The sequence below is a fragment of the Burkholderia ubonensis genome, assembly GCF_001718695.1.
GTDB lineage: Bacteria > Pseudomonadota > Gammaproteobacteria > Burkholderiales > Burkholderiaceae > Burkholderia > Burkholderia ubonensis_B.
In genome coordinates, this window is sequence record NZ_CP013420.1 from 72,281 (window position 1) to 88,474 (window position 16,194).

17 protein-coding genes and 1 pseudogene are annotated in these 16,194 nt (G+C 67.2%); 10 read left to right on the top strand and 8 right to left on the bottom strand.

The window, feature by feature from the left end:
* The first annotated feature begins 108 nt into the window (after positions 1-108).
* The 4 genes and pseudogenes from WJ35_RS00335 (at position 109) to WJ35_RS00350 (ending at position 4,665) form a co-directional block, all read left to right on the top strand.
* Positions 109-1,568: pseudogene (locus tag WJ35_RS00335) on the top strand (PLP-dependent aminotransferase family protein).
* Between the two features lie 126 nt (positions 1,569-1,694).
* A complete protein-coding gene (gene htpG / locus WJ35_RS00340) occupies positions 1,695-3,593 on the top strand; it encodes a molecular chaperone HtpG (protein WP_060232073.1) in 1,899 nt (632 codons plus the stop codon).
* Positions 3,594-3,601: 8 nt separating this feature from the next.
* The gene (locus WJ35_RS00345) at positions 3,602-4,189 is read left to right on the top strand and encodes a chorismate--pyruvate lyase family protein (protein WP_010091087.1); all 588 of its coding nucleotides are present in this window, start codon (positions 3,602-3,604) and stop codon (positions 4,187-4,189) included.
* Entirely contained in the window at positions 4,189-4,665 is a 477-nt protein-coding gene (locus WJ35_RS00350) for a DNA-deoxyinosine glycosylase (RefSeq protein ID WP_069238576.1), read from the top strand. The genes WJ35_RS00345 and WJ35_RS00350 overlap by 1 nt, the downstream gene beginning before the upstream one ends.
* A 23-nt stretch (positions 4,666-4,688) precedes the next feature.
* Here WJ35_RS00350 and WJ35_RS00355 read toward each other — a convergent pair whose 3' ends face one another.
* Together WJ35_RS00355 and WJ35_RS29305 are read right to left on the bottom strand one after the other, a co-directional pair.
* Positions 4,689-4,997 carry a type II toxin-antitoxin system RelE/ParE family toxin gene (locus WJ35_RS00355; protein WP_069238577.1) on the bottom strand — a complete coding sequence of 103 codons (309 nt, stop codon included), beginning with the start codon at positions 4,995-4,997 and terminating at the stop codon, positions 4,689-4,691.
* Positions 4,994-5,275, bottom strand: coding sequence for a YlcI/YnfO family protein (locus tag WJ35_RS29305; RefSeq protein WP_420480896.1), 282 nt, complete (start codon positions 5,273-5,275; stop codon positions 4,994-4,996). The genes WJ35_RS00355 and WJ35_RS29305 overlap by 4 nt, the downstream gene beginning before the upstream one ends.
* A 164-nt stretch (positions 5,276-5,439) precedes the next feature.
* Here WJ35_RS29305 and WJ35_RS00360 point away from each other — a divergent pair, with 164 nt between their 5' ends.
* From WJ35_RS00360 to mctP, 3 genes are all read left to right on the top strand, one after another.
* Positions 5,440-6,357, top strand: a complete 918-nt coding sequence (locus WJ35_RS00360; RefSeq protein ID WP_060232058.1) for a spermidine synthase — start codon at positions 5,440-5,442, stop codon at positions 6,355-6,357.
* Positions 6,358-6,562: 205 nt separating this feature from the next.
* The gene (locus WJ35_RS00365; RefSeq protein ID WP_010091091.1) at positions 6,563-6,805 is read left to right on the top strand and encodes a DUF3311 domain-containing protein; all 243 of its coding nucleotides are present in this window, start codon (positions 6,563-6,565) and stop codon (positions 6,803-6,805) included.
* A complete protein-coding gene (gene mctP / locus WJ35_RS00370) occupies positions 6,802-8,352 on the top strand; it encodes a monocarboxylate uptake permease MctP (RefSeq protein ID WP_069238578.1) in 1,551 nt (516 codons plus the stop codon). The genes WJ35_RS00365 and mctP overlap by 4 nt, the downstream gene beginning before the upstream one ends.
* Positions 8,353-8,413: 61 nt before the next feature.
* Here mctP and WJ35_RS00375 read toward each other — a convergent pair whose 3' ends face one another.
* The 5 genes from WJ35_RS00375 to WJ35_RS00395 form a co-directional block, all read right to left on the bottom strand.
* Positions 8,414-8,866 (bottom strand): VOC family protein, encoded by a 453-nt coding sequence (locus tag WJ35_RS00375; RefSeq protein WP_069238579.1) that lies wholly within the window; start codon positions 8,864-8,866, stop codon positions 8,414-8,416.
* A 185-nt stretch (positions 8,867-9,051) separates the two neighbouring features.
* Positions 9,052-10,005 (bottom strand): transaldolase, encoded by a 954-nt coding sequence (gene tal, locus WJ35_RS00380; protein ID WP_060232046.1) that lies wholly within the window; start codon positions 10,003-10,005, stop codon positions 9,052-9,054.
* Between the two features lie 208 nt (positions 10,006-10,213).
* A complete protein-coding gene (locus WJ35_RS00385; RefSeq protein WP_069238580.1) occupies positions 10,214-11,425 on the bottom strand; it encodes a benzoate/H(+) symporter BenE family transporter in 1,212 nt (403 codons plus the stop codon).
* A gap of 37 nt (positions 11,426-11,462) precedes the next feature.
* Positions 11,463-12,638, bottom strand: coding sequence for a vWA domain-containing protein (locus WJ35_RS00390; RefSeq protein WP_069238581.1), 1,176 nt, complete (start codon positions 12,636-12,638; stop codon positions 11,463-11,465).
* 26 nt (positions 12,639-12,664) lie between these two features.
* Entirely contained in the window at positions 12,665-13,507 is an 843-nt protein-coding gene (locus WJ35_RS00395; RefSeq protein WP_010091097.1) for an AAA family ATPase, read from the bottom strand.
* A 245-nt stretch (positions 13,508-13,752) separates the two neighbouring features.
* On the opposite strand from WJ35_RS00395, the gene WJ35_RS00400 reads away from it, so the two are divergent.
* Positions 13,753-14,112, top strand: a complete 360-nt coding sequence (locus WJ35_RS00400) for a c-type cytochrome (RefSeq protein WP_010091098.1) — start codon at positions 13,753-13,755, stop codon at positions 14,110-14,112.
* 40 nt (positions 14,113-14,152) lie between these two features.
* A complete protein-coding gene (locus tag WJ35_RS00405; protein WP_069238582.1) occupies positions 14,153-14,515 on the top strand; it encodes a c-type cytochrome in 363 nt (120 codons plus the stop codon).
* A gap of 107 nt (positions 14,516-14,622) precedes the next feature.
* Here WJ35_RS00405 and WJ35_RS00410 read toward each other — a convergent pair whose 3' ends face one another.
* The gene (locus tag WJ35_RS00410) at positions 14,623-15,057 is read right to left on the bottom strand and encodes a DUF1841 family protein (protein ID WP_010091100.1); all 435 of its coding nucleotides are present in this window, start codon (positions 15,055-15,057) and stop codon (positions 14,623-14,625) included.
* Between the two features lie 198 nt (positions 15,058-15,255).
* Here WJ35_RS00410 and WJ35_RS00415 point away from each other — a divergent pair, with 198 nt between their 5' ends.
* Positions 15,256-16,182 (top strand): DMT family transporter, encoded by a 927-nt coding sequence (locus WJ35_RS00415; RefSeq protein ID WP_060232043.1) that lies wholly within the window; start codon positions 15,256-15,258, stop codon positions 16,180-16,182.
* The last annotated feature ends 12 nt before the right edge of the window (positions 16,183-16,194 follow it).

Consider the following 16,194-nt stretch of genomic DNA (forward strand, 5'->3'; position numbering starts at 1 on the left):
CGGCAGCGGCGGCCGCGCGCCGCATGGTCCGACCAACTGTAATCGTGCCGACCGGCACAGTAACGGTACAATCGCCGCGATACCCTTCGGTACAGTTGGAGCCTTGCCATGTCGACCGTCCCGCTCGATCAGATCCCCGTCCCGCACGACACCGCCACCCTCACGCTCGTCGAGCAGCTCGTCCAGTGGGCGCGGCGGCGCATCGACGAGCGGGTGTTCCGGCCCGGCATGCGGATGCCGTCGATCCGCAAGCTCGCGCTCGACAAGAGCGTGTCGCGTTTCACCGTCGTCGAGGCGTACGAGCGGCTCGTCGCGCAGGGCTACCTGGATTCGCGGCGCGGCTCGGGCTTCTACGTGCGCGAGCGGGTCGCCGGCCCGCAGCCGCTCGATCCGGCGTCGCGCGGCGCGCCGAGGCGGCGCCCGTCCACAACACGATCGACGTCGTCTGGCTGCTGCGCAACATGCTGCACACCGTCAGCCCGGAAAAGGGGCCGGGGCTCGGCTACCTGCCGAGCCGCTGGCTCGACGGCGAGCTGATCACCGGCGCGCTGCGCGCGCTCGGGCGGCAGGCCGGCGCGCACATGCTCGGCTTCGGCACCGCGCAGGGCTTCCTGCCGCTGCGCCAGCAGCTGCAGACCCGGCTCGCGGAAGTCGAGATCGGCGTGACGCCCGACCAGCTCGTGCTCGTGTCGGGCATCACGCAGGCGATCGACCTGATCGCGCGGATCTACGTGCGGCCGGGCGACGCGGTGATCGTCGGCGATCCGGCCTGGTTCCAGATGTTCGGCCGCTTCGCGGCGCAGGGCGCGCAGCTCGTCGGCATGCCGTATACGCCGGACGGCCCCGATCTCGACGCGCTCGAGACGCTCGTGCAGATGTGGCGGCCGAAGATGCTCGTGATCAACTCGGTGCTGCAGAACCCGACCGGCACGTCGTTGTCGGCCGCGCAGGCGTTCCGGATCCTGAAGCTTGCGGAGGCGTACGACTTCCTCGTCGTCGAGGACGACATCTACGGCGACCTGTGCCCGCCGAGCTATCCGGCGACGCGGCTCGCGAGCCTCGACCAGTTGAAGCGCGTGATCTACCTCGGCAGCTATTCGAAGACGCTTGCCGCGAACCTGCGGGTCGGCTATGTCGCCTGCGCGCCGGAGATCGCGAAGGCGGTGACCGACCAGAAGATGCTGGTCGGCATGACGACGCCCGAGCTCAACGAGCGCGTGCTGTACAAGATCCTGACCGAAGGGCATTACCGCCGCCACGTCGAGCGGCTGCGCGCGCGGCTCGACGGCGTGCGCGACAAGACTGCGCGGATGCTCGAGCGCACGGGCCTGCGCCTGTTCACGATGCCGGCGTCGGGGATGTTCCTGTGGGCCGACACGGGCGTCGATTCGGACGCGCTCGCGGCCGCCGCGCACGAGGCGGGCTTCCTGCTGACGCCGGGCAGCCTGTTCTCGCCGCAGCAGTCGCCGTCGACGTGGACCCGGTTCAATATCGCGAATTGCGGCGATCCGGCGTTGCCGGGGTTTCTGGCGCGGTATATCGATTCGGCCGCACGGCGGGCGTCGTGAACCGGGGCCGCCAGTTGGCGGCTCTTGAAATCCTTCGGCCCGTCCCCAGATAGGCGCGCAGTACCCGCCCGGCACCGCGCGCCGCGCAATGGGGACACACCATTCAAGTAAGAGGAAACTGAATCCATGGCACACGAAACGATGAGCTTTCAGGCAGAGGTCAAGCAACTCCTCCACCTGATGATTCATTCGCTTTACAGCAACAAGGAAATCTTCCTGCGCGAACTGGTGTCGAACGCGTCCGACGCCGCCGACAAGCTGCGCTTCGAAGCGCTCGCGAACAACGCGCTCTACGAGAACGATCCGAACCTGCGCATCCGCATCGGCTACGACAAGGCCGCGCGCACGATCACCATCGACGACAACGGCATCGGCATGAGCCGCGACGAAGCGATCGCGAACCTCGGCACGATCGCGCGCTCGGGCACCAAGGAATTCTTCTCGAAGCTGTCCGGCGACCAGCAGAAGGACGCCGCGCTGATCGGCCAGTTCGGCGTCGGCTTCTACTCGGGCTTCATCGTCGCGGACAAGATCAGCGTCGAGACGCGCCGCGCGGGCCTGCCGGCAAGCGAAGGCGTGCGCTGGGAAAGCGCGGGCGAGGGCGACTTCACGGTCGACGCGATCGAGCGCGCGCAGCGCGGCACGACGATCACGCTGCATCTGCGCGAAGGCGAGGACGAGCTGCTGTCGTCGTACCGCCTGAAGTCGATCATCCAGAAGTACTCGGACCACATCGCGCTGCCGATCCTGATGCGCAAGGAAGAATGGGATCAGGAAAAGGGCGAGATGGTGCTGAAGGACGAGGACGAGACCGTCAACCAGGCCAGCGCGCTGTGGACCCGCTCGAAGAGCGACATCACCGACGAGCAGTACAAGCAGTTCTACCAGCACGTCGCGCACGACCACCAGGACCCGCTCACGTGGACGCACAACCGCGTCGAGGGCCGCAGCGAATACACGCAGCTGCTGTTCGTGCCGTCGCACGCGCCGTTCGACCTGTGGAACCGCGACTACCGCGGCGGCCTGAAGCTGTACGTGAAGCGCGTGTTCATCATGGACGACGCGGAACAACTGCTGCCGCAATACCTGCGCTTCGTGAAGGGCGTCGTCGATTCGGCGGACCTGCCGCTCAACGTGTCGCGCGAGATCCTGCAGGAAAGCCGCGACGTGAAGGCGATCCGCGAAGGCGTGACGAAGCGCGCGCTGTCGATGCTCGAGGAGCTCGCGAACGCCGAGGACGATGCGGGCAAGGAGAAGTACAAGACGTTCTGGCGCGCGTTCGGCCAGGTGCTGAAGGAAGGGCTCGGCGAGGATCACGCGAACCGCGAGCGCATCGCGAAGCTGCTGCGCTTCGCGTCGACGCATGGCGATACCGACGCGCAGGACGTGTCGCTCGCCGACTACGTCGCGCGCATGAAGCCCGAGCAGAGCAAGATCTACTACGTGACCGCCGATACGTGGCAGGCCGCGAAGAACAGCCCGCATCTCGAGGTGTTCCGCAAGAAGGGCGTCGAGGTGCTGCTGCTGACCGACCGCGTCGACGAGTGGATGCTGTCGTTCCTGCATGAATTCGACGGCAAGCCGCTCGCGAGCGTTGCGCGCGGCGACCTCGATCTCGGCGAGCTGAACGACGACGAGAAGAAGGCGCAGGAGCAGGCCGGCGACGCGATCAAGCCGGTCGTCGACAAGATGAAGGAAGCGCTCGGCGACAAGGTGAAGGACGTGCGCGTCACGTTCCGCCTGACCGATTCGCCGTCGTGCCTCGTCGCGGACGACAACGACATGAGCGGCTACCTGCAGCGGATGCTGAAGGCGGCCGGCCAGTCGGCGCCGTCGTTCCAGCCGATCCTCGAGATCAATCCCGAGCATGCGCTCGTCAAGCAGCTGAACGCCGACAGCGCCGATTTCGGCGACTGGTGCCACCTGCTGTTCGACCAGGCGCTGCTTGCGGAGGGCGGCATGCTGGACGATCCGGCAAGCTTCGTGAAGCGGACCAACGCGCTGCTGCTGTCGCGCGCCGCGTGAGCGCGCGAATGCGCTTCGACGGCGCTCAGTCGGGCTGGCGCGAGACGCCGCGGCCCGGCTGCACGCTCGACCAGCGGGACTGGCTGACGCGCGGCGGCTCGCTGACCGCGCATCTCGCGCGGCTCGGCCGCGTGAGCGTGCGCGTGACGCGCGAGGCGGTCGATGGCCCGTGGTTCGACGAGCATGCGGCGCTCGCGTGCGTGCCGCGCGCGCCGATGTGGGTGCGCGAGGTGATCCTGTCGGTCGACGGCACGCCGTACGTCGCCGCGCACAGCATCGCGCCGCTCGCCGCGAGCAAGGGCATCTGGCAGGCGATGCGGCGGCTGCGCACGCGGCCGCTCGCGGAGCTGCTGTACAGCGATCCGCAGGTCGAGCGCTCGGCGCTCGTCAGCCGGCGCGTGATCGCCGGCCATCCGCTGTATGCGCTAGCGAGCCATGCGCTCGGCGGCGCGCGCGCGCCGCACGCGTTCGCCGCGCGGCGCTCGGTGTTTCAGCGGCACGGCGCACCGCTGATGGTGACCGAATGCATGCTGCCCGCGCTGTGGCGGCATGTCGAAGCGTATGGAGACGGTCTGCGCCCGTCGGGGGCTGCGTGATGCTGCAAGGCTTTCCGCCGGTCGTCGGGCCGGCCACCCATACGATGATCCTCGGCAGCTTTCCGGGCGAGGCGTCGCTGGATGCCGCGCAGTATTACGCGCATCCGCGCAACCAGTTCTGGCGGTTGCTCGGCGAGGTGCTTGGGGAGCCTGCGTTGCATGAGCTCGCCTATGACGCGCGGCTCGAACGCGTGCTGAAGCACGGCATCGGCATCTGGGACGTGCTCGCCGCGTGCCACCGCGAAGGGAGTCTCGATTCGGCGATTCGGAATGCGAAGCCGAACGATTTCGATGCGCTGCGCGAGCATGCGCCGCTGCTGAAGAAGGTGTGTTTCAACGGGAAGACGGCGGGGCGGTTCGCCGAGGTGATCGGCGCGGCGGGATATGAGACGCTGGTGCTGCCTTCGTCGAGCCCGGCGAATGCGATGCTGTCGTTCGAGCAGAAGCTGGTGCAGTGGCGGCGCATCGTCGGTTGATCGGCTTCGGCGGCGGGCGAACGTCAGTGGTAGTCGTTTTCCCGCTGATGGCGTACCGCAAGGATCGTCACCGTCTCGCTGTCGTCGATCTCGAACAGCGCGACGTATCCGGATGCGCCGAATGGAACGATCAGTTCCCGCAGAAACGGCATCGACGGATGGGCTTTGCGGCAGGTAAACGGCGACGATTCCAATGTTGCGATACCCGAAGCGATAGCTGCCAGCGCACGCTCGGCCAGTTCGACGTCCGCGTCGTCGCGCTCGACGATGAACGTATAGAGCTCGCTCAGATCACGGGATGCCGCCGGTGTGAAGCGAACCATATACGTCATCGCGCCTGTCGTGTCCTGGCACGCAGCGTGTCGAGCTGCCGGCCCAGTCGTTCCAGTACTTCGGACGAAGACACATAGTCGCCGGTACGTCGTGCATCATCACGCGACGCGATCCCGCGGGCAATGAATTCACTCTGATGGCGACGGCGCTCGATGCCGTCGCGAATCGATTGCTCGACGAATGCCGATAGCGTTTCGCCTTCCTGAAGGACGTTCTCGGCCGCTTCTCGCAATTCCGGTTCGACCCGAATCGACGGAAAAGTCGCAGTTTTCATCATGACCTCTTCTGTATCGCAGTTGCGATGCATTGTCGCGCACGGCCTTGTCGCCGGCAAGAGTCGCCACCGTGGCCGCCCCGTCCGCCGGGCACGCCGCGCCGACCCGCGACCGAGCAATGCTATCCTCTCGTCCGCTTATCCAGCGTCATCCAACGAGATTCAACATGACCCGACTGATCAAGCGCGCGTCCGCCGAGGCGCGCGCATTCAAGCGCGACGAGCCGTCCGCGTACAACGGCTCCTCGAAACTCAAGCCGCCGCGCGTGAAGCGCCGCGCGGACATCGACGAACACGACGACGTGCCCGTCCTCGACGCGCCGCGCAAGCCGCGCTTCGCGCCGGTGACGTTCTCCGAGGAGCGCGGCGTGCGCTACCTGCACTTCGGCACCGAATGGGTGCAGGGTGCGATGCGGATCTCGAAGCCGCTCCATATCGAGCTCGAATATGCGCAGCAGATGATGGCCTGGCTGCTGTTCCTCGAGACGCCCGCGCGCATCGTGCAGCTCGGGCTCGGCACGGGCGCCCTGACCAAGTTCGCGCACCGCTTCCTGCCGCACGCGAAGGTCGAGGCGGTCGAGCTGAACCCGGCCGTGATCGTCGCCGCGCGCACGATGTTCGCGCTGCCGTCCGACGACGCGCGCCTCGCCGTCCACGAAGCGGACGCGTGGGACTTCGTCAACGACGCGGCCAACCGCGGCACCACGGGCGCGATCCAGATCGACCTGTACGATGCGACCGCGCGCGGCCCGGTGCTCGACAGCGTCGCGTTCTACCGCGCGGTGCGCGGCTGCCTCGCCGACGCGGGCATCGCGACGATCAACCTGTTCGGCGATCATCCGAGCTTCGTGCGCAACATGAAGCACCTGAACGCGGCGTTCGACAATCGCGTGATCGCGCTGCCGGAAGTGCACGACGGCAACCGGATCGCGCTCGCGTTCTCGGGGCCCGCGCTCGACGTGACGTTCGCGCAGCTCGATGCGCGCGCGAAAGTGATCGAGGCAGCCGTCAACCTGCCCGCGCGCAAGTGGGTGAAAGCTTTGAAAGCATCGGCCGCGCCGAACGCGACGTCGTTCTCGATCTGACGCTTCATGCGCCGGCCGGATGCCGGCGCGAGCGCGCGACAGGGACGGATCGTCCGGGTTCGTCCCCGCTTGACCGCGCTCACGCGGCTCCTATACTGGCGCGAAGCCAGGGGAGCCGCAGCTTGCCCGTTTCGCCGCTCCTCTCGCCGCCGTACCCGTTCAAGACAAGAACTACTTCGATAACCGGGAATGATGAGGAGACGCCATGGCTCACGATGCCGACGCCAACCGGGCCGCGAAGCGCTGGCTCTGGCTGCTGGTGCTGCCGCTGATCGCGATGGTCTGGGTACCGTCGTACAACAAGGTCGATCCGCAATGGCTCGGCTTTCCGTTCTTCTACTGGTACCAGCTTCTGTGGGTCCTCATTAGCGCGGTGATCACCGCGTTCGTCTACATCAAGACCAAGAACGCGTGGACGGGGGGCGGCACGCAAGGAGGCCGTCGATGAACCTTGCCGCGACCTTCGTTTTCGTCCTGCTCTTCATCGGCGTCACGATCATCGGCTTCCTCGCCGCGAACTGGCGGCGCGGCGATCTCGCGCATCTCGACGAGTGGGGCCTCGGCGGCCGCCGCTTCGGCACGATCGTCACGTGGTTCCTGCTCGGCGGCGACCTCTATACCGCCTACACGTTCGTCGCGGTGCCGGCGCTCGTGTTCGGCGCGGGCGCGATGGGCTTCTTCGCGCTGCCGTACACGATCGTCATCTATCCGTTCGCGTTCGTCGTGTTCCCGAAGCTGTGGAGCATCGCGAAGCGGTACGGCTACGTGACCGCCGCCGACTTCGTCAATGCGCGCTACGGCAGCCGGATGCTCGCGCTCGCGATCGCGGTGACGGGCATCGTCGCGACGATGCCGTACATCGCGCTGCAGCTGGTCGGCATCGAGGTCGTGATCGGCGCGCTCGGCTTCGACACGACCGGCTTCGTCGGCGACCTGCCGCTCATCATCGCGTTCGCGATCCTCGCCGCGTACACGTACACCTCGGGCCTGCGCGCACCCGCGATGATCGCGATCGTGAAGGACGTGCTGATCTACATCACGATCGCGGCCGCGGTCATCGTGATCCCGGCGAAGCTCGGCGGCTTCGGGCAGATCTTCGGCCACGTGCCGCCCGCGAAGCTGCTGCTGAAGGCGCCGGATGCGACGAGCCTGAACGGCTACAGCGCGTACGCAACGCTCGCGATCGGCTCGGCGCTCGCGCTGTTCCTGTATCCGCATTCGGTCACGGCGATCCTGTCGTCGTCGTCCGGCAACTCGATCCGCCGCAACATGGCGATGCTGCCCGCGTACTCGTTCGTGCTCGGCCTGCTTGCGCTGCTCGGCTACATGGCGCTCGCGTCGGGCGTGAAGGACATGCCGCAGTATGCGTCGTACTTCAAGGCGTTCGGCCCGAACTTCGCGGTGCCCGCGCTGTTCCTCGAGTATTTCCCGTCGTGGTTCGTCGGCGTCGCGTTCGCGGCGATCGGCATCGGCGCGCTGGTGCCGGCGGCGATCATGTCGATCGCGGCCGCGAACCTGTACACGCGCAACATCCACCGCGAGTTCGTCAACCGCAACATGACGCACGACCAGGAGACCCACGTCGCGAAGCTCGTGTCGCTGATCGTGAAGGTCGGGGCGGTCGCGTTCGTGATCGGCTTGCCGCTGACCTATGCGATCCAGCTGCAGCTGCTCGGCGGGATCTGGATCATCCAGACGCTGCCCGCGATCGTGCTCGGCCTCTACACGCGCGTGCTCGACTATCGCGGCCTGCTGCTCGGCTGGGCGGCAGGCATCGTGTGCGGCACGTGGATGGCGATCTCGCTGAAGCTCGCGAGCTCGATCTTCACGATCCACCTGTTCGGCTATGCGATTCCCGGCTATGCGGCGGTGTGGTCGCTGGTCGTGAACCTGGTCGTGTCGGTGGTGGTGAGCGTGCTGGTGCGCGCGATGGGCGTCGCGCATGCGGAGGATCGCACGCGGCCCGAAGACTATCTCGACGTGATCGAGGGCTGAAGCCGGCTGCCCCGCAGGAAGGACGCCCGCCGCTGCGCAGCGGCGGGCGTTGTCATTTGCGTCAGGCTTGCGCGTGCTTCGCGAGATCCTCGCGTTGCGACAGATCCTCGACGTTGATCATCCAGTGCACGCCGAAGCGGTCCTTCAGCATCCCGAAGCCGAGCGCCCAGAAAGTCTTCTGAAAGGGCATCGTCACTTCGCCGCCGTCGGCGAGCGCGTCGAACAGCTTCTTGCCTTCATCGACGCTCGCCGGGTTCAGCGACAGCGAATAGCCGCTGTGCGTGCCGCCCGTATTGCGGCAGTCGCCGTCCGAGCACATGAGCATCGAATCGCCGATCGTGAAGCTCGCATGCATGACCTTGTCCGCCATCTCGGGCGAGATCGGCTGGTCGGGGTTCGGCGGCGCATCCCTGAAGTGCATCTTGAACATCGTCTTCGCGCCGAGCGCCTTTTCGTAGAACTGAAGGGCAGCTTCGGCCTGGCCGTAGAACGTCAGGTACGGTTGAACTTGCATCGTTGTCTCCTGTTCCGGGATGAGCGCCCGGGAAGCGGCCGGTGCGCCCGTGACGTGGATTGTAGTGCGTGGGTCTGACAGCGGGATGAAAAAACGGCCGCGAACGCGGGGTTCGCGGCCGTTTCCGGCAAGACTGCTGACGGCTGTTGCCAGACTGGCTGCCGCCTGCTGACGTTCGGCAGGGTTCAGCGCAGCGCGTCGATCAGCTTCTCGAGCTTCACCGCGTCGGCGGCGAACGTGCGGATGCCTTCGGCGAGCTTCTCGGTCGCCATCGCGTCGTCGTTCAGCTGGAAGCGGAACGACGCCTCGTCGATCGCGACCCGTGCGGCGGGCGCATCCGTGAGCGCGTCCGGCGACAGCTTGCGCGTGACCGTCTCGTTGCTGTCCTGCAGCTTCTGCAGCAAATCGGGACTGATGGTCAGCAGGTCGCAGCCTGCGAGCTCGACGATCTGGCTCGTCGTGCGGAAGCTCGCGCCCATCACCTCGGTGCGGTAGTCGAAGGTCTTGTAGTACGTGTAGATGCGGCGCACCGACTGCACGCCCGGATCGTTCGCGCCGCCGTTCTTCGCTTCATCCCATTCGGCGCCGGCCTGCTTCTTGTACCAGTCGTAGATGCGGCCGACGAACGGCGAGATCAGCTGTGCGCCGGCTTCCGCGCACGCGGCGGCCTGCACCAGCGAGAAAAGCAGGGTCATGTTGCACTTGATCCCTTCCTTTTGCAGCACCTCGGCCGCGCGGACGCCTTCCCAAGTCGACGCGAGCTTGATCAGGATGCGCTCGCGGCCGATGCCGGCGGCTTCGTAGAGCTTGATCAGCTCGTGCGCCTTGTCGACGGAGCGCTTCGCGTCGAACGACAGGCGCGCGTCGACTTCGGTCGACACGCGGCCCGGAATCAGCTTCAGGATTTCGGTGCCGAATGCGATCAGCAGGCGGTCGATGATGAAATCGGTGCTTTCGCTGCGGTGATCGCGGACGGTTTTTTCGAGGATCGGCTTGTACGCATCCTTCTGCACCGCCTTCAGGATCAGCGACGGGTTCGTGGTCGCGTCCCGCGGCTGGTATTGCGCGAGCTGCTGGAAATCGCCCGTGTCGGCGACGACGGTGGTGTACTGCTTCAGCTGGTCGAGTGCGGTAGTCATGGCGATTCGAGAAGAGGGCGCGATGCGCCGGGGTTCTCACGGGCCGCGCGAACGCGGCGGCGAAGCGAAGCGGCGCGCGCGGGGCGCCGGTTCCGATCCGCTATTCTAGGCCCGATTCGCGTCGCGCATCGGATCGCACATCGCGGCGCACATGTTTCGCACGGCAGACGAGCGCCGGGGCCGGCTTCGCCGCCGGCGCGAACGGCCGCTACGCGGGGCGGCGCGCGTTGAGGATCGCCTGCGTGACGACTCCGGCGACGAGCCCCCAGAACGCCGGGCCGATCGACAGCAGCGTGAGGCCCGACGCGGTGACCATGAACGTGACGAGCGCCGCTTCTCGCTGCCGCGCGTCCTGCATCGCGTTCGCCATGCCGCTCATGATCGAGCCGAACAGCGCGAGCGCGGCGACCGACACGACGAGCGCCTTCGGCAGCGCGGCGAACAGCGCCGCGATCGTCGCGCCGAAGATGCCCGCGATCAGGTAGAAGGTGCCGCACCACACCGCGGCCGTGTAGCGCTTCGCGCGGTCCTCGTGCGCTTCGGGGCCGGTGCAGATCGCCGCGGTGATCGCGGCGAGGTTCACGCCGTGCGAGCCGAACGGCGCGAGCGCGAGCGACGCGAGGCCCGTCGTCGCGATCAGCGGCGACGACGGCGTCGGGTAGCCGTCCGCGCGCAGCACCGCGATGCCCGGCACGTTCTGCGACGCCATCGCGACCACGAACAGCGGAATGCCGATGCTGACGATCGACGCGAGCGAGAATGCGGGCATCGTGAACACGGGCTTCGCGAGCGCGATGTGGAACCGGCTGAAGTCGAGCAGCCCGAGGCCGCCCGCGACCGCCGTGCCGACGATCAGCGTCGTCACGATCGCGTAACGCGGCGCGAGCCGCTTGACGATCAGGTACGTGAAGAACATCGCGAGCACCAGCGCGGTCCGGTATTGCGCGGCGCGGAAGATCTCGATGCCGATCTCGAACAGGATGCCCGCGAGCAGCGCGGCGGCGATGCCGGCCGGGATCTTCTTGCGCATCAGCGTGTCGAACAGGCCGCTCATGCCGACCGCGGTCAGCAGCAGCGCGCAGACGATGAACGCGCCGATCGCCTCCGGGTACGGCACGCCGGGCAGCGACGCGACCAGCAGCGCCGCGCCGGGCGTCGACCACGCGACGACGACGGGTGCGCGAAAACGCAGCGACAGGCCGATCGTCGTCAGCGCCATCCCGATCGACAGCGCCCAGATCCACGACGAGATCTGCGCGTCGCTCAGGTGCGCGGCGCGGCCGGCCTGGAACATCAGCACGAGCGAGCTCGTGTAGCCGGTCATCATCGCGACGAAGCCGGCGACGAGCGCCGAGACCGAGGTGTCCGAGAAGAAACGACCGCTCGCGCGGCCCGCGCCCGCGGTGGACGACTGATTCATGGTGACTCCGGAGAAGAGGCCGCGCGGGCGGCCGCCGTTACTTGCTGAGTGCGCGCATCGCGGTTTCGAGCCCCGCGAGCGTGAGCGGATACATGCGCTGGCCGAGCAGGTCGCGGATGATCGCGACCGATTGCCGGTATTCCCATAGCCGCTCGGGCTCGGGGTTCAGCCACGCATGATGCGGGAACTGGTCGGCGAGCCGCCGCAGCCACACCGCGCCGGCCTCGGGGTTGTTGTATTCGACCGAGCCGCCCGGCTGCAGCACTTCGTACGGGCTCATCGTCGCATCGCCGACGAAGATCAGCTTGTAGTCGGGCGTGAACTTGTGCAGCACGTCCCACGTCGCGGTGCGTTCCGCGTGGCGGCGCCGGTTGTGCTTCCACAGGTGGTCGTACACGCAGTTGTGGAAGTAGTAGAACTCGAGGTGCTTGAATTCCGCCTTCGCGGCGGAGAACAGCTCTTCGGTGCGCTTGATGTGATCGTCCATCGAGCCGCCGACGTCGAGCAGCATCAGCACCTTCACGTTGTTGTGGCGCTCGGGCACCATCCGCAGGTCGAGCCAGCCCGCGTTCGCCGCGGTGCTGCGGATCGTGCCGGGCAGGTCGAGCTCCTCGGCCGCGCCTTCGCGCGCGAAGCGGCGCAGCCGCCGCAGCGCGACCTTGATGTTGCGCGTGCCGATCTCGACCGAGTCGTCGTAGTCGCGGAACGCGCGCGCCTCCCACACCTTGACCGCGGTGCGGTTGCCGTTCGACGGTCCGCCGATGCGCACGCCTTCCGGGTTGTAGCCGCCGTGGCCGAACGGCGACGTGCCGCCGGTGCCGATCCACTTGTTGCCGCCTTCGTGCCGCTCCTTCTGCTCGTCGAGCAGCTGCTTCAGGCGCTCCATCAGCTTGTCGAGCCCGCCCATCGCCTCGATCTGCGCTTTCTCCTCGTCGCACAACTCGCGCTCGAGGCGCTTCTCGAGCCAGTCGAGCGGGATGTCGAACGCGTCGGACGGCAGCGCGGACACGCCGTGGAAGTACGCGCCGAACGCCTGGTCGAACTTGTCGAAGTACTGCTCGTCCTTCACGAGCGTCATCCGCGCGAGGTAATAGAACGCGTCGAGCGACGGCGCGATGAGTCCGGCTTTCAGCGATTCGAGCAGCGTCAGGTATTCCTTCACCGAGACGGGCAGCTTCGCTGCGCGCAGCGCGTAGAAGAAATTGAGCAACATGGCCGGGCCTTCGCGGATTTGGGAGCTTACCGGTTGTGCCGGTTCATGTAGACGAGCCGCTCGAACAGGCTCAGGTCCTGCTCGTTCTTCAGCAGCGCGCCCGCGAGCGGCGGCACGATCTGCTTGCGATCGGCGCCGCGCAGCGCATCCGGCGGGATGTTCTCGGCGAGCAGCAGCTTCAGCCAGTCGAGCAGCTCGGAGGTCGACGGCTTCTTCTTCAGGCCCGACACGCCGCGCAGCTCGAAGAAGCTCTCGAGCGCGGCATGCAGCAGCTCCTCGCGGATGTTCGGGTAGTGGACCGCGACGATCTTCTGCATCGTCGACGCGTCGGGGAACTGGATGTAGTGGAAGAAGCAGCGGCGCAGGAACGCGTCGGGCAGCTCCTTCTCGTTGTTCGACGTGATGATGACGAGCGGACGGTGCTTCGCGCGCACGGTCTCGCGCGTCTCGTACACGTGGAACTCCATCCGGTCGAGCTCGCGCAGCAGGTCGTTCGGGAATTCGATGTCGGCCTTGTCGATCTCGTCGATCAGCAGCACGCTCGGGCGCTCGGCGTCGAACGCCTGCCACAGCACGCCCTTGACGATGTAGTTCGCGATGTCCTTCACGCGCTCGTCGCCGAGCTGCGAGTCGCGCAGCCGCGACACGGCGTCGTATTCGTACAGCCCCTGCTGCGCTTTCGTGGTCGACTTGATGTGCCACTGCAGCAGCGGCATGTCGAGCGCTGCGGCGACTTCCTCGGCGAGCATGGTCTTGCCGGTGCCGGGCTCGCCCTTGATCAGGAGCGGGCGTTGCAGCGTCAGCGCGGCGTTGACCGCGAGCTTCAGATCGTCGGTGGCGACGTAGTGCGAGGACCCTTCGAAACGCATGGCGGCGCTCTTCTCTATCGCGAAAAAAACCCAGTATAAGTCAGAAGGGCTGTCGGGTTCGGGCGTGGCCGCGTATCGTTGCGGGACCGCGGCGGGACGGGCCGGGAAGCCGTATGGACGCGTTCCCTACCGACGCGGTACAATCTGGCCGTTTTTTTGGCCTGCGTGGCGACCCCGATAAGCAAAACGGCGCGGGCCGTTGCCGCTTTGGCGCCAGTTTCCCCTCAAGCTAGGTTACAAGAGCTATGAACAAATTCGTCGGCAAACACGTTGTTGTCGCAGCGCTCGTGGCGCTCGCGGGCAGCGCGCAGGCGGCCGGTGTGGTCGGCAACCCGAAGGACGGGGCGAGCAAGGCCGCCATGTGCATCGGCTGTCACGGCATCCAGGATTACCGTACCGCCTACCCGGAGGTCTACCGGGTACCGGTTCTCGGCGGCCAGAACGAGCAATACCTCGCGAACGCGCTGCAGGCCTACCGCAAGAAGGATCGCCGTTTCCCGTCGATGAACGCGATCGCCGGTTCGCTGACGGATCAGGACATCGCCGATCTGGCGGCCTACTATGCCGCGCAGAAACCCGACTCGAAGGACAATCCCTACAAGTAAGCGCGCGCTCGCTGACCTCATACGCGGGATAGGAGCATTCATGAACAACGCATTCAAGACGGCGGCGGCGATCGCGTTCGCGGCCGGCCTCGCGATCGGCAGCGCGCACGCGGCCGACCTGTCGAAGGGCAAGGACCTGGTCGAATCGCACAACTGCGCAGCCTGCCACGGCGCGAAGATGAACCAGCCGATCAACGCGGAGTATCCGCGCCTCGCCGGTCAGCACGCCGACTACCTCGTCTGGGCGATGCGCCAGTACCAGATGGGCGTCACGAACCCGCTGCTCGGCCGCAACAACGCGATCATGCAGGCACAGGTGCAGAACCTGTCGGTCAGCGACATGAAGGACATCGCGGCCTACATCGAGTCGCTGAAAGAAACCGATCTCGTCTTCAAGAAGTAAGTGTGCCGGGCCGAGCGGCCCGTGCAGCGAAATACCCCGCCGCGGCGGGGTATTTTTTTGTCCGCGCGGCGGCGGCCGGCGGCCGGCGATCGCGCTGCGGCCCGCGGTCAGTCGCGCGACGCGCGGCGCAGGATGCGCTGCAGGTACGCGTCGGAATCGGGCGGCGTGCCCGTGCGCTGCGCTTCCCAGATCGTCTCGCCGAGGCATTCCATGATCGCGTGCTGCGCTTCGTGCGTCGAGTCGAGCTTCGCCGCGAGCTTGTCGTGCGCGGCGCGGATTCCGGGCGGCTGGTCGATCGACAACTGCTCGCTGATCGCGAGGTGCATCGACAAGTGCAGGAACGGATTCGTGCGGCCTTCCTCGGGCGTGTAGTTGCGCTCGGCGGCGCCGTCGGCGTCCGCGAGGTCGTCGTGGTATTCGGGGTGTTCGACGATCCAGTCGGCCGCGATCGCTTCGAGCGGCGTGAGGATTTCGCCGGCGCGCTGCTTGCGCCAGGTGTCGATGAAAAAGCGACGCACTTCGTCGCGGCTCGGATTGAACATGGTGGGGAACGTCGTGATTCGCATCGGCGTGATGCCGCGTCGCGCATTGTACGCCGGGTCGGCGAGCGGTGCTGGCGGCGCGTGCGGGCGCGACGGGAAGCGGGGCGGCCGGGCGCGCGGGTAAGCGCGGGCTGGGCGGCGCGCCGAGCCGCCGATACACTCCTACGATTTCGGTATTTCGTCCGCATTCGCTCCGTCATGTCCTCCGCCCATTCACCATCCGCCGCCCTTCAGGGCGCGCTCTATGTCGCGTTGTCCGCCGCCGCGTTCGGCGCGATGGCGATCTTCGGCCGCTATGCGTATGCAGGCGGCGTCGACGTGCTCGGGCTCCTGATCGTGCGCTTCGCGATCGGCGGCGCGGTGCTCGCCGCGATCGCAAGGCGCCGCGGCGTCGTGTGGCCGCGCGGCCGCGCGCTTGGCTCCCTCGTCGCAATGGGCGCGTTGGGCTATGTCGGCCAGTCGTTCTGCTATTTCAGCGCGTTGCAGCACGCGCAGGCGAGCCTCGTTGCACTGCTGCTGTACCTGTATCCGGCGTTCGTCACGCTGCTCGCCGCATGGTGGCTCGGCGAGCGGCTTACGCGCGCCAAGGTCGTCGCGCTCGTGCTGTGCGTCGCGGGCTCGGCGCTGATGGTCGGCGGCGGTCACGGCGAGCCGCTCGGCATCGCGCTGGCGCTCGCCGCCGCGGTGATCTATTCGCTGTACATCGTTGCCGGCACCAGGGCGACGCGCGGCATCGATCCGCTCGCGACGACCGCCGTCATCTGCGCGTCGGCCACCGCGACGCTCGTGCTGATCGCCGTCGTGCGCGGCGCGGCGCTCGGCACGCCGCCGCACTGGCCCGCGACGGCGGGCGGCTGGGCGGCGATGCTGGCGATCGCGCTCGTGTCGACGGTCGCCGCGATGATCGCGTTCTTCGCGGGGCTCGAGCGGCTCGGCGCGGCGCGCACGTCGATGCTGTCGACGCTGGAGCCGGTCGTGACCGTCGCGCTCGCGGCGCTGCTGTTCGGCGAGGCGCTGTCGCCGATGCAGTGGGCGGGCGGCGTCGCGATTCTCGCGGCGGTGCTGGCGCTCGTGCGTGCGGGCGGCGCCGCCGCGGACGATGCGACGGCGACCTCCAACGCTTGATCGGGGCGGGTC

Bases quoted from the DNA above. Each gene is read 5' to 3' on its own strand.
- WJ35_RS00410 (WP_010091100.1), bottom strand. From the start codon at position 15,057: ATGTTCAATCCGAGCCGCGACGAAGTGCGTCGCTTTTTCATCGACACC.
- WJ35_RS00405 (WP_069238582.1), top strand. From the start codon at position 14,153: ATGAACAACGCATTCAAGACGGCGGCGGCGATCGCGTTCGCGGCCGGC.
- WJ35_RS00375 (WP_069238579.1), bottom strand. From the start codon at position 8,866: ATGCAAGTTCAACCGTACCTGACGTTCTACGGCCAGGCCGAAGCTGCC.
- WJ35_RS00360 (WP_060232058.1), top strand. From the start codon at position 5,440: ATGACCCGACTGATCAAGCGCGCGTCCGCCGAGGCGCGCGCATTCAAG.
- tal (WP_060232046.1), bottom strand. From the start codon at position 10,005: ATGACTACCGCACTCGACCAGCTGAAGCAGTACACCACCGTCGTCGCC.
- WJ35_RS00415 (WP_060232043.1), top strand. From the start codon at position 15,256: ATGTCCTCCGCCCATTCACCATCCGCCGCCCTTCAGGGCGCGCTCTAT.
- WJ35_RS00385 (WP_069238580.1), bottom strand. From the start codon at position 11,425: ATGAATCAGTCGTCCACCGCGGGCGCGGGCCGCGCGAGCGGTCGTTTC.
- WJ35_RS00390 (WP_069238581.1), bottom strand. From the start codon at position 12,638: ATGTTGCTCAATTTCTTCTACGCGCTGCGCGCAGCGAAGCTGCCCGTC.
- WJ35_RS00400 (WP_010091098.1), top strand. From the start codon at position 13,753: ATGAACAAATTCGTCGGCAAACACGTTGTTGTCGCAGCGCTCGTGGCG.
- mctP (WP_069238578.1), top strand. From the start codon at position 6,802: ATGAACCTTGCCGCGACCTTCGTTTTCGTCCTGCTCTTCATCGGCGTC.
- htpG (WP_060232073.1), top strand. From the start codon at position 1,695: ATGGCACACGAAACGATGAGCTTTCAGGCAGAGGTCAAGCAACTCCTC.
- WJ35_RS00365 (WP_010091091.1), top strand. From the start codon at position 6,563: ATGGCTCACGATGCCGACGCCAACCGGGCCGCGAAGCGCTGGCTCTGG.
- WJ35_RS00395 (WP_010091097.1), bottom strand. From the start codon at position 13,507: ATGCGTTTCGAAGGGTCCTCGCACTACGTCGCCACCGACGATCTGAAG.
- WJ35_RS00355 (WP_069238577.1), bottom strand. From the start codon at position 4,997: ATGACGTATATGGTTCGCTTCACACCGGCGGCATCCCGTGATCTGAGC.
- WJ35_RS29305 (WP_420480896.1), bottom strand. From the start codon at position 5,275: ATGATGAAAACTGCGACTTTTCCGTCGATTCGGGTCGAACCGGAATTG.
- WJ35_RS00350 (WP_069238576.1), top strand. From the start codon at position 4,189: ATGCTGCAAGGCTTTCCGCCGGTCGTCGGGCCGGCCACCCATACGATG.
- WJ35_RS00345 (WP_010091087.1), top strand. From the start codon at position 3,602: ATGCGCTTCGACGGCGCTCAGTCGGGCTGGCGCGAGACGCCGCGGCCC.